At 68.4% G+C, this 11,653-nt stretch carries 12 protein-coding genes; 8 read left to right on the top strand and 4 right to left on the bottom strand.

Going from position 1 to position 11,653, the window contains the following annotated elements:
• Window positions 1–4: 4 nt before the first annotated feature.
• A complete protein-coding gene (locus tag WPS_RS04325) occupies window positions 5–400 on the bottom strand; it encodes a response regulator (RefSeq protein ID WP_317996624.1) in 396 nt (131 codons plus the stop codon).
• A gap of 133 nt (window positions 401–533) precedes the next feature.
• Here WPS_RS04325 and WPS_RS04320 point away from each other — a divergent pair, with 133 nt between their 5' ends.
• Window positions 534–1,421, top strand: coding sequence for a proline dehydrogenase family protein (locus WPS_RS04320; protein WP_317996623.1), 888 nt, complete (start codon window positions 534–536; stop codon window positions 1,419–1,421).
• 7 nt (window positions 1,422–1,428) lie between these two features.
• Here WPS_RS04320 and WPS_RS04315 read toward each other — a convergent pair whose 3' ends face one another.
• On the bottom strand, window positions 1,429–2,907 hold the full coding sequence (locus WPS_RS04315; RefSeq protein ID WP_317996622.1) for a peptidylprolyl isomerase: 1,479 nt from the start codon (window positions 2,905–2,907) through the stop codon (window positions 1,429–1,431).
• Between the two features lie 87 nt (window positions 2,908–2,994).
• Between WPS_RS04315 and WPS_RS04310 the strand changes: the two genes are divergently transcribed.
• The 4 genes from WPS_RS04310 (at window position 2,995) to WPS_RS04295 (ending at window position 5,562) form a co-directional block, all read left to right on the top strand.
• Window positions 2,995–3,339 (top strand): hypothetical protein, encoded by a 345-nt coding sequence (locus WPS_RS04310; protein WP_317996621.1) that lies wholly within the window; start codon window positions 2,995–2,997, stop codon window positions 3,337–3,339.
• 62 nt (window positions 3,340–3,401) lie between these two features.
• The gene (locus WPS_RS04305; protein WP_317996620.1) at window positions 3,402–3,959 is read left to right on the top strand and encodes a hypothetical protein; all 558 of its coding nucleotides are present in this window, start codon (window positions 3,402–3,404) and stop codon (window positions 3,957–3,959) included.
• A 23-nt stretch (window positions 3,960–3,982) separates the two neighbouring features.
• Complete coding sequence (locus WPS_RS04300; RefSeq protein ID WP_317996619.1) at window positions 3,983–4,714, top strand: hypothetical protein; 732 nt, start codon at window positions 3,983–3,985, stop codon at window positions 4,712–4,714.
• Window positions 4,711–5,562 carry a hypothetical protein gene (locus tag WPS_RS04295; protein WP_317996618.1) on the top strand — a complete coding sequence of 284 codons (852 nt, stop codon included), beginning with the start codon at window positions 4,711–4,713 and terminating at the stop codon, window positions 5,560–5,562. The genes WPS_RS04300 and WPS_RS04295 overlap by 4 nt, the downstream gene beginning before the upstream one ends.
• A gap of 17 nt (window positions 5,563–5,579) precedes the next feature.
• On the opposite strand, the gene rpoD is transcribed toward WPS_RS04295, so the two are convergent.
• Together rpoD and dnaG are read right to left on the bottom strand one after the other, a co-directional pair.
• Entirely contained in the window at window positions 5,580–6,749 is a 1,170-nt protein-coding gene (gene rpoD, locus WPS_RS04290) for an RNA polymerase sigma factor RpoD (protein ID WP_317996617.1), read from the bottom strand.
• A 59-nt stretch (window positions 6,750–6,808) separates the two neighbouring features.
• Window positions 6,809–8,575: a DNA primase gene (gene dnaG / locus WPS_RS04285; RefSeq protein WP_317996616.1), complete on the bottom strand. Its 1,767-nt coding sequence runs from the start codon at window positions 8,573–8,575 to the stop codon at window positions 6,809–6,811.
• An 87-nt stretch (window positions 8,576–8,662) separates the two neighbouring features.
• On the opposite strand from dnaG, the gene WPS_RS04280 reads away from it, so the two are divergent.
• The 3 genes from WPS_RS04280 to WPS_RS04270 all read left to right on the top strand — a co-directional run bounded on the left by WPS_RS04280 (window position 8,663) and on the right by WPS_RS04270 (window position 11,482).
• Entirely contained in the window at window positions 8,663–9,379 is a 717-nt protein-coding gene (locus tag WPS_RS04280; RefSeq protein WP_317996615.1) for a DJ-1/PfpI family protein, read from the top strand.
• Window positions 9,376–10,194, top strand: coding sequence for a helix-turn-helix transcriptional regulator (locus WPS_RS04275; RefSeq protein WP_317996614.1), 819 nt, complete (start codon window positions 9,376–9,378; stop codon window positions 10,192–10,194). Before WPS_RS04280 ends, WPS_RS04275 begins: the two co-directional genes overlap by 4 nt.
• Window positions 10,195–10,339: 145 nt before the next feature.
• Complete coding sequence (locus WPS_RS04270; RefSeq protein ID WP_317996613.1) at window positions 10,340–11,482, top strand: HD domain-containing protein; 1,143 nt, start codon at window positions 10,340–10,342, stop codon at window positions 11,480–11,482.
• Window positions 11,483–11,653: the final 171 nt, after the last annotated feature.

Genomic DNA, 11,653 nt, shown 5'->3' with positions numbered 1-11,653 from the left:
GGCGCTACGCGCCCATCGCCGAGTGCAGCGGGTCCGTCAGCAGCTGGTGCACGGTCGTGCGCAGCTGCGAGATCGTGAACGGCTTGTTCAGAAACGCGTTCGCGCCGGCCGTCTTCGCGCGCGCGTCCATCGCGTAGTTGCTGTGCGCGCTGATCATCACGATCGGGATGCGCGACGTGCTCGCGTTCTGCCGCACCTGCGTGACCAGATCGATCCCCGAGATCCCCGGCAGCATGAAGTCGCTGATGAGGATGTCGTACGGCGGATCGCTCTTGATATGGACGAGCGCGCTTTCCGCATCGTGGCAGAGCGTGATCTCGTACGGCCCCTTGCCCAGGACCGTCTTGATGAGCGTGCAGATCTCCTGATCGTCGTCGGCGACCAGGACGCGCCAAGCCATGCTCCATGCTTCCCGGAAACCGCGGCGCGTGCCTATCCATCGACTGAAAAGTCCTCGCAAAGCGTTGCGCGCGCGCCATCGACACCGGTCTACCCCGAGGCCCCCGCCGGTTCATTCCCGAAGCCGCCGGGCCGTGGCAGTGCTCGACGTGATTCAGACCCCGGGCTTTCAGCAACGGTTCTTCTTCCTCGCCAAACGGTTCGTCGCCGGCGAGACCGCCGACGAAGCGATGGACGCGGTCGCCGCGCTCAACGCGGCCGGGATGACCGCGACGCTTGACTTCCTCGGCGAGGATGTCACCCAGCGCGACGAAGCTGAGCGAACGCGCGATGCCTATCTCGCGCTCCTCTCGGCGATCCGCCGCCGCGGCGTCGAGACGAACGTCTCGGTGAAGCTGACCGCGATGGGTCTGCTCGTCGACGAAGACTTCGCGTTCGCGAACCTGCGCACGATCCTCGACGATGCGGCACGGAACGCCGATCCGTTCGTGCGCATCGACATGGAAGGGAGCGCGGTCACCGGCGCGACGCTGCGCGTCTTCGAGCGCGCCTTCGCGCATACGCGCAACGTGGGGCCCGTGCTGCAGGCGTACTTGAAGCGCACCCCGGCCGACGTCGAACGGATGATCGCTTTGGGCGCGCGCGTGCGGCTCTGCAAGGGCGCGTACGGCGAATCCCCGGACGTCGCATACAAGGCGATGCCGACGATCCGCCGCGAGTGTCTCCGCTCCGCCGAGGCGCTGCTCGAACGCGGCGTCTATCCGGCGATCGCGACGCACGACGAGCGGATCATCGCCGCGGTCGAGAGGTTCGCGCGCGACCGCGGCATAGGCCGCGACCGCTTCGAGTTTCAGATGCTCTACGGCGTGCGCCCGGACGTGCAGCTCCGGCTCGTCGCCGACGGCTATCGCCTGCGCGTGTACGTTCCCTACGGCACGCACTGGGCGGGATATTTCTATCGCCGCATCACCGAACGCCCGGAGAACGCACTGTTCGCGCTGCGCTCGATCGTCGCGCGCTGACCCGCCGTCAGCGATCGGAAAGCTGCTCCACGCGCGTCATCCGATCCGATTCGGCGAGCCTTCCGAGCGTCGCGAAGCCGCTCTCCACCTCGCCGAAGACCGTGAAGTCGCGATCGAGGTGGAGCTGCGGCGAGATCGTGATGTAGAACTGCGTCCCGGCCGAGTCGCGGATCGGCCCGGGATTCGCGCCCTCCGTATAATTCAAGCCCATCGAGATGACGCCCGAGCGTTGTTCGAGCGGGTTCTCCTCGGCCGGAATCGTGTAGCCCGCGTCGCCCTCGCCGTTGTCGTGCGGATCGCCGGTCTGCGCGACGAAGTCGGGGACGACCCGGAACCAGCGCAGGTTGTCGTAATAGCCGCGATCGACGAGGCCCAGGAAGTTCGCGACGGTGAGCGGCGCCCACTCGGGATACAGGCGCACGACGATCGGACCTTTGGTCGTGCCGATGCGCACGCGCGGATGCGGGCCGGGAAGCGGTCCGTCCATCGCGGCGCTGGTCGTCGGACGAAGCGGGAGATCGACGAGCGCATCGGCGGCGACGGGTTTGCGCGGCGGGCCGAGCCCGGCCGGGCGCGGCAGCGGCGCCTCCGCGTTCTCCGGCGCGGGCGACGGCGTGGCGATGCTCTCGGGGATCGCGGCGAGATGCTCGGTCCGCGCGCCACCTGCGAGGACGCGCACGCTCTCGGCCGCCTGCTCGCGCACGCGCCACGACGGATCGTGCAGCAGCGGTTCGAGCAGCGGCGCTTCGCCTTGCACTTTGCGCCGCGCGAGAAGATCGGCGAATTGAATGCGGACGAGCTCGTCGCGATCGGTCAACCCGGTGCGCAGCAGCGCTGCCGCGACGTCGGTCGCGAACGCGCGCCGGAGCGTCCACGCCTCGTGCCACCGGACCATGCGACTCCGTTCGCGTGCGAACGCCTGCTGCAGGGCGCCGGAGATGCGGGCGTGTTCGGTCGCGTCCTTCCAGCCCGAGAGCGCGGTGGCGGCGCGAGCCCGAACGATCGGGTCGCGATCGCCCGCCGCGGCCGCGAGCAGTTCGGCCGAGAGAGCGCTCGCTCCCGGCGATCTGCCGGCGGCCTGCGCGCGCCATGCGGCATCGACGGCTGCGACGCGGACCACACCCGCCCGGTCGGCAAGCCCGCGACGCAACGTTTCGGTCGCAATGGCAGTCTTAGCGGCCAGCAGACCATACCCGTACATTGCCAAGGCCCGGAGCGAAACGTCCTGGGCCGCGGTCGCGTTATGTAGAGGTCCGGCCGCGCGCACGTCCTCGGTCCGTCCGAGCGCAAGCGCCGCACGCCCCGCCTGCCTAACGTCCCCGGACGCGAGCAGTGCGGCCAGCTCGTCGGAGAAAGCCCGGGTGCTTTCGAGCTCGATCAACCGCCGGTATCCCGGCTGCTCATTGCGGGCAGCTCCTACCGGCGCCAGGATGGTGCATGCCGTGCACACGACCAGCCCGGCGAAAAAAAGCACCCGATTCTTCACGAAGCGATCACTCTGCCGACAACTTCCATGAGTCCGCTTACGTTACTGAGACAGGTCGATTTTCATCCACGAGGTTCACCCCAACTGATGTCCAGCACCCCCGAACGGAAGTCCGGCAGCGGTATGAGCGTCCGCGAAGCAGGCCAAAAAGGCGGCGAGACGGTCAAGAAAAAGTACGGTCCGGAGTTCTACGAAATGATCGGCCGCAAAGGCGGCCAGGCCACCAAGAAAGCCCACGGCCACGCATTTTACGAGGCGATCGGCAAGAAGGGCGGTAAAAAGGGCGGCGAGGCGACTCGCGACCGGTACGGTCCGGAGTTCTACGAGACTATCGGCCAAAAGGGCGGCCAGAAGGTCAAAGCCCTGATCGAACAGGGCAAGAAGGCCGCCGCCGAAGCAGCCGCTGCTGAAGCGGAGAAAAAGGCGTCCTGATCCCAAGGAACGCCCGCCGGGCGGCCGTCATCGCGACGGCCTTCCTGCTCTTCGGGGCAACGATGGCCGCGGCCAAAGGCCCCGAGCACGGCTTGCCTGCCGGCACGCCGGTCGTTTTCATCGCCGACGGGAGCCTCGACGCGCACGCCCGCGAGGGGACGACCGTGAACCTCCATCTGCGGGACGCGCTGACGCTCGACGGCATCGTCGTCGCACCGGCCGGGACCCGCGCTCGGCTGATCGTCGGGGGCCACACCGATAGTGCCGGGATAAGGACTCCGTCGATCACGATCGACCGCGTCACGATCCACGCCGGCCTGCTTCCGGTCCGCAGCCTCACGCCGATCGTCGCACCGGTCACCGCCGGCGAGACGATCGATGCCGCCACCGAGGCTGAGATCGGCCGCGACGGCGACCGGATCACGATCCGGATCCCGTTCCCGTTTCCCCTGTCGGCGGACCGGCCGGCTGCGTACTACACGCCGACGCCGGCGCGCACCGCGCCGCCGCACCCGCTGAGCCCGGGGCGCGCGCGCCCGCTCCCCACCGCGACGCCGATCCCGGCAACAACGCCGACGAGCGTTCCCGTCCCCGGCGCCTCGCCGACGAAGGCGCCGTAGCCCGCGGCACGAACGGCGCGCGCATGAATCGACGTCTCGTTGCCCTTGCCGCGATCGGAGCGCTCTGCTGCAGCGTCCGGGTCGCGGACGCCCAATCCGCGATGCCGGCGATGCCGACGGGCGCGATGCCCGTAAAAGCGTCGCCGACTCCGGCGCCGTCGCCGAACGCCGCCGAAGCGGCGTTTCTTAAGAAGGTCATGACCGATCTTCCGAAGCGTTACGGGACGACGGCCGCGGCGACCGCGGCCGGCTACGTCCGCTATTCCAACGAAGATCGTACCGGCGCGATCAGTTGGGTGAATACGAAATACTGGGACACGACCGATCCCAGCCATCCCGCGCAGTTGTGGTACGACGCGCAAGGCCGGCTGATCGGCGCCGACTTCAGCGTTCCGCAGGCCGAGTCGTCGACGGGGAAACCGACGCGCTTCGGTATCGATGCGTCGCGCTGGGACACGATCGGCGCGCACGTGCACTACGTGGAGAAAGGGCCCGGCGGCACGCTGCTCTACGGCAAGGCTGTCGGCGCGAAGAAGTACGGCGCCGCCAACAACGGCTCGACCTCACCGACCGCGGAGGGGCTCGTCGCGACCGGCGCCGTGAAGGACGCATCGCAGGTCGCGTTCGTGTTCCTGTATCCCGCGATCTACGACGTGTCGGTGTGGGTCATTCCCAACCCGCTCGGTCAGTTCGCCGACAAGAACCCCAACGTCAAGCCGAGCGCGAGCGCCGGGAAGGGCGAAGACTCGATGTGAGCGCGGTGCCTCGTCACTCGGGGCTGCCCCTCGACAAGCTCAAGGTGACGGCTGCGGGGGCGCTCGTCTTCGTTGCGCTGACCGCGCAATCGCCCGCGCCGCAGACGCCGGCGCCGACGTTGCCGGAGATCGGCCGCGTGCGGTCGCGGGGCGTGTGCGCGACCGTACGCGACAGCGTCGCGCCGATGGTGCTCGGCCTGATGAAGAGCGACGAACTCGTCGGGGCCGGGCATCGCGCGTTTCTGAAGATGGCCGACGACCAGCGAACCGGCTCCGACAATGCGCTGCAGATCGATCAGCTCTATCTGCGGCGCGCGTCGCTCGCGATGGCGCACAATCTCGCGGTGATCGACACGCTCCTGGCCGACCGCAAGCGCTTTCCGAACACGCCGAAGACGGACGACGATCGGATCGCGCAGCTGCTCGGCGAGCAGATCGCCGCCGTCGCCGGGCAGCAGCGCAAAACGCTCGACGTGATGAACGGCGCGCTCGATACCGACGCGCTCGGCCGGATGCAGAACGAGTTTCCCGCGGGTCTCTCCGCCACGGGGCCGGGCAGTCTTCCGAAGGGGGCCGTCGTCAACGCGGCGCGCGGTCCCGACGCGAACGGCGACTACATCGGCGCAGCGGGGCTCGACATGCCGTCGGGGACGCCGACGTTCGATCCGCGCTCGTACGTTGCATCGAAGACGCTCGGCCGTACCGTGTGGGATCGGCTTGCCGGTACGCTCGAACTGCAGCAGCATCTCATCGCCGCCCGCGAACAGAAACTCAGCCCGACGGTGATCGCGATCTCCGTGGCCTGCCGCGAGGAGCTGGCGTCGCCGGCGCCGGCGGCGTCACCCTGAGCTGCTGCCCCTCGCCGTTATTCGTTGGACCAGTAGTCTTTGAGGGCTTTGCCGCGGCTGGGGTGGCGGAGTTTGCGCAGTGCCTTCGCTTCGATTTGGCGGATGCGCTCGCGCGTGACCCCGAACTCCTGGCCGACTTCTTCCAGCGTGCGCTGGTGGCCGTCTTCGAGACCGAAGCGTAAGACCAGCACCTTGCGCTCGCGCTCGGTGAGGTTCTTGAGCACGTCCTGCATCTTCTCTTTGAGGAGCATGACGGAGGCGGCTTCGGCCGGCGCGACGGCTTCCTGATCTTCGATGAAGTCGCCAAGGTGCGAGTCTTCTTCTTCGCCGATCGGCGTCTCGAGCGAGATCGGCTCCTGCGAGATCTTGATGACTTCGCGGACCTTCTCCGGGGTCAGCCCCATCTCGTTGGCGATCTCTTCGACCGTGGGATCGCGGCCCAGCTCTTGCAGCAGCTGGCGGCTGATCTTGATCAGACGGTTGATCGTCTCGACCATGTGGACCGGGATGCGGATCGTGCGCGCCTGGTCGGCGAGCGCGCGGGTGATCGCCTGGCGGATCCACCATGTGGCGTACGTCGAGAACTTGTAGCCCTTGCGGTAATCGAACTTCTCGACCGCACGGATCAAGCCCAAATTCCCTTCCTGGATCAGGTCGAGAAAGAGCATGCCGCGGCCGACGTACTTCTTCGCGATCGAGACGACCAGACGAAGGTTCGCTTCGGTGAGCTTGCGCTTCGATTCTTCGCCGTCGAGGACGATGCGGTTGTCGGCGGTGCCGTTCTTGAGCGCTTCTTTTTCGCCGGCTTCGATCGACATCGCGAGGCGGCGCTCGTCGTCCATCGACAAGAGCGGGACGCGGCCGATCTCTTTGAGATACATCCGGACCGGATCGTCGAGGGCGAGACCAGCCGGAATCCCTTCTTCTTCTTTTTCTCCGTCGTCCGAGGGCTTCTCGTCTTTGGCCTGTTCTTCGACGATCTCGATCCCGAGCGACGCGATCTCTTCGAGGAGATCGTCCATGCGCTCCGGCGCGACGTCTTCGACGTTGTCGAAGACGGCGTTGATCTCTTCGTAGGTCAGCGTGCCGCGCTTCTTGCCTTTTTCGAGCAGTTTTTTGATCTGCTCGTCGAGCGAGAGCTGCGGTGTCTCGGCGTTTTCGCCGGCGGATTTTTTCGTGCGTGCCATCTGGTCATCACCCCCTTTCCGAAGTGTCCGAAGCGGACAAGTAAGGTTCTCCCGAGGGGTTATCCTTTTTTCAGTTGTGAGGAGAGTGCGTTGAGCTCGGCCCGAAGCATGTCCGGAATCGGACGGTCGGCCTCGAAAAGCCGCGTCATCTCCCCGTCAAGCTCGCGATAGCGGCGTTCGGCGTCGTCGCGCGCGAAACGCGCAACGACGCGATCCAACTTCGCTCGCCGGTCGTCGGAATCAGCCAACCGAACCGCTCCCGAGACCGACGCGAGCGTAGCCGCCGCGTCATCATCTCCTGCAAACACGGCGAACACGTCGGAAGGTTGCGCGAGCGAGCCGGCGTGCGTCCGCAGCGCGTCCCACACGCGCCGGAACCGCTCGGAACCGAACCGTTCCGGCGGGATGCGCTCGGCGTACTCGGCGATCAGGGCCGGCTCGTCGAGCACGATCGAGAGCACCTCCCGTTCGAAGGTCGGCTTCTCGATCGTCCCCGGTACGACGTGGCGCGAACCGTTCGTCCCCGCGCCGCGGGTGAAGTGCCCCGTCTCCACCATCAGCCGCGCACGGCGCAGGTCGTCGGGGTCGAGATCGAGCCGTCCGGCGGCGTACGTGCGCCAGCGGTCGTATTCGGCCGGCGACGAGAGGCGGCGGATCGTCTCCTCGGCCCAGCGCGCCAGCGCACCACGTTCCATGCGGTTGCCGCGCCGCTCGATCTCGGCGTCGATCTTCACCTGCGTCGCGGTCAGCGGTTTGTCGAGCAGCGCGCGGAACGCGTCGGCGCCGTTGGCGCGGATGAACTCGTCGGGATCCTTCGCGCCCGGGACACGGATCGCGAACGCCGCGATCCCCTCCGTCGCCAGCACGTCGATCGATTTCAGCGATGCTTCGACCCCGGCCGCGTCGGCATCGAAACACAGAATGGCGCGGCTCGCGACCTTGCGCAGCTCGCGCGCCTGCTCGGGCGTGAACGCGGTGCCGAGCGCCGCAACCGCGTTGGTGAAGCCCGCCTGATGCACCGCGATGCAGTCGAGATAGCCCTCGACGACGATCGCCGTATCTTCGCGTGCGGCCGCGCGGCGCGCGACGTTGAGCGCGAAGAGATAGCGGCCCTTCGTGTACACCGGCGTCGTCGACGTGTTGAGATACTTCGGCTCCGCATCGCCGAGCGCGCGGCCGCCGAAGGCGATCGTCTCGCCGGTGGTCGCCAGCGTCGGGATCATCAGCCGGTTGCGGTAGAAATCGTAGAACCCGCCGCGCTGGCTGGGCTTGAGCAGGCCGGCCTTCGCCGCAAGCTCGAGGTCGACGCCGTTGCGGCGCAATTCGTCGACGAGCCCGTCCCAGCCGTCGGGCGCGAACCCGAGCGCGAACGCTTCGATCGTCGCCGCCGTGATCCCGCGCTGCTCGCAATAGGCGCGCGCCGCTGCACCGATCCGTCCGTCGAGCAGCATGCGGTGAAACCACGTGCGCGCGATGTCGTTGGCGTGATAGATCGCCTCGCGTTCGCTGCGCACGCGCGCGGCGCGCGGATCCTCGTTCTCGATCTCGACGCCGACGCGCTTCGCGAGCATCCGCAGGGCGTCGGGGAAGCCGACGTTCTCGTGTTTCTGGACGAACGTGAAGACGTCGCCGCCGACGCCGCAGCCGAAGCACTTGAAGAAACCGCGGTCCGGGTGGACGTGGAACGACGGTGATTTCTCGCCGTGGAACGGACACAACCCGACCAGGTCGTTCCCGCGTTTGCGCAGGCTGACGTACGCCCCGATCACCTCGCCGATATCGGTGCGTGCGAGAATCTCCCGCTTGACGCCGTCGTCAACGCGCACGGCCGACACGTTCGACGCCCCCTGTCACGGGCCCGCCGTGCTAATGTGGTGCAAGCCCCGGCGGCCGATCGGCGCTACGATCGAGGCATGAAACGATTCGACTTTCTCTCGTCAACCGGCGCCGCGGCCGCGACGCTGTCCGCGCTCGCCGCGGCGTCGCCGGCCGGTGCCGCCGAGTCGTCCGACGCGGCGCGCGCGCAGCTCCGGCCCGGACAACGGCTCGTCGCGATCGCCGTCACCGCGGGCGCGAACGTCATGGACGTCGCGGGCCCGTGGGAAGTGTTTCAAGACACGCCGCTCGCGGGCCGTGACGACGACGGCGCCTTCCTCCCTTTCTTGGTGAGCGATGCGCGTGACGCCGTCGCCGCAACCGCGGGACTCGGCATGCTGCCGCGCTTCACGTTCGCCGACGCGCCGCAGCCCGACGTGGTCGTCGTCGGCGCCCAGCGCGGCTCCCCGGGCCTGACAGCGTGGCTGCAGGCTCAGGCGCCGCACGCGCTGGTCATGTCGGTCTGCACCGGCGCGTTCAAGGTCGCGCAAGCGGGGCTCTTCGACGGCAAGCAGGCGACCACGCATCACGAATTCTACGACGCGTTCGCGAAGCAATTTCCCAACGTCACGCTGGTGCGCGGCCCGCGCTTCGTCGACGCGGAGAACGTGTGCAGCGCCGGCGGGCTGACGTCGGGAATCAATCTCGACCTGCACGTCGTGGAGCGGTTCCACGGGCGCGAGGTTGCCGACCGGGTCGCGTCATACATGGAGTTCGTGCGCACCGAGCGTCCGGAGCCTCCGCGGCCGGCATGACGGCGCGGTCGCTCGCCGCGGGAGTTCTTTACGGTGAGACGCGGTCGCTCGCACGCTGCGGCGCGATCCTCTCCGAAGTCGTGCACGAGCGCGCGCGGATCTGCGACGAGCACGTGCACGAAGCGGCGTACGCGAGCCTGCTGCTCGAAGGCCGCTACCGCGAGACGTCCGCGGCGACGACGATCGAGTACGGTCCGTTCACGACCGCGTATCATCCGCCGCGCACGTCGCATTCCGACGAGATGGGAGACGGCACGCGGCTCTTCATGATCGAGTTCGGACCCGCGTTGGTGGAGACGATCGCCGGCGCCGGGGACGCGACGGTCGAACTGCACCAACTGCACGGCGAGGAGGCGGTGTGGCTCGCGGTGCGGCTGCATCGGGAGTATCTGCTCGGTGCGGCGGCCTCGGATGCGGCGGTCGAATCGCTGCTGTATGATCTGTGCGGGTCGATCGCCGGCGACGCCGCGCGCACGCTCGAGGCCAAGGAGCCGCCGTGGCTGCGCGGCGTCGAAGACGCGGTCGCCGCCGCGCCCGAGCGAACGTTCGATCTGCGCGCGCTGGCCGCGAATGCTGGCGTGCATCCGACCCATCTCGCGCGCGCGTTCCGCCGCTTGCGCGGACGCACCCTCGGCGACCACGTGACGGCCCTGCGCGTCCAGCAGGCGTGCCGCGCACTCGTCGAAACGGACGCGCCGCTCGCGGCGATCGCCGCGGACAGCGGCTTCGTCGATCAGAGCCACTTCACGCGCACGTTCCGCACCGTGCTCGGCACGACGCCGGGACGCTATCGCCGCGCGAAGCGGGAGAGGTAAAGCCTCCGGCGGCGGTGCACAGCGGACGCGGGAGGACGCCATCGTTCACACGTCCGGCACGCTGAAACCGAAACGGATCTACGACCCGGTCCACGGCTTCATCGAACTCGACGGCGGGGAGGTCGCGCTGCTCGCCGCGCCGGCGGTGCAGCGGCTGCGCCGCTTGCGGCAGCTCGGCCTCGCGTACCTGGCGTTCCCGTCGGCCGAACATTCGCGGTTCTCGCACGCGCTCGGCGCCCTGGCGATCGGGACGCGCGTGTTCGATGCGCTGCGCGCGCACTCGCCGGAGGCTTTCGCGTCGGAGCGCGCGTTCGCCGACCAGCGCCGCCTGCTGCGCGCGAGCCTGCTGCTGCACGATCTCGGTCACGGTCCGTTCTCGCACGCATGCGAAGCCGTCCTCGGCGTGCGCCACGAGCAGCGAACGGCGGCGATCCTCGCGGGTGCGGAGATCCGCGACGCGCTCGCGGCGATCGACGTCGATCCCGACGCGGTGCTCGGCCTCATCGTCGGCGCGCACGATGCCGACCCCGTGTTGCGCGAATTGGTGAGCGGCCCGAATCTCGACGCGGACCGGATGGACTACCTGCTGCGCGACGCGTACTTCACCGGCGTCGCCGGCGGAACGTACGACGCGGCGCAGCTCATCGCGTCGCTGCGGATCCTCGAGGTCGACGGACGTCCGCAGCTCGGCGTCGACGGCCGCGGCGTCGTCGCGCTGGAATCGTTCGTTCTCGCGCGCTACATGATGTTCGCGACCGTCTACTTTCACCACACGACGCGCGCGTTCGAACGCGTGCTCGGCGACGTGCTGCGCGTGCTGTGGCCCGATCCGCGCGCGCTCGACGCGATCGAAACGTTTCTCGCCTGGGACGATTTCCGGGTGATCGACGACATCCGCGAGCTCGACGACGAGGGCGTGCGCGCGCTGCGCGAACGGCACACCGTCTACGGCCTCGCCGCCGAGTTCAACGCGGAACGCGATCTGAGCACGTTCGCGCAGTGCGAGGCGGCGCTGCGCTCGCGCTACGGCGACGCGGTCTGGAGCGATTCGCAGGAGCAGTTGATCCACCGTCTGCCGCTGGGGACAGGCGGATCGGCACCGACGGTGCGCATCCGGCTGATGGGGCGTACCGTCGACGCCCGTCTCGCTTCCGACCTGATCGCGAAACTCTCGGGGAAGGCCTATTGGCGCAAGCTGTTCGTGCGGACCGAGGTCGCCTCGGTCGACGAGGCGCGCGCGATCTGCGCGGAGATCATCGCGACCGGCGGCCAGCAGCGGCTCTTCTGACCCGCTTTTCCACCGGGCGCCGGGGGGCGCAATCGCGGGCGTCGTCCCCATCTTCGAAGGGTTGAAACGTGCCTGCGTCCACGGAGTTGTCCACATTGCCCACCGTCCGGCTTCTCCTGATCGGCGGCACCCGATTTCTCGGGCGGCGGATCGCCGCCGAGGCGCTCGGGC

It is taken from the genome of Vulcanimicrobium alpinum (assembly GCF_027923555.1).
Lineage (GTDB): Bacteria > Vulcanimicrobiota > Vulcanimicrobiia > Vulcanimicrobiales > Vulcanimicrobiaceae > Vulcanimicrobium > Vulcanimicrobium alpinum.
Note: the sequence above shows the minus strand (reverse complement) of the source record. Positions and strands in the feature narration are given on the sequence as shown.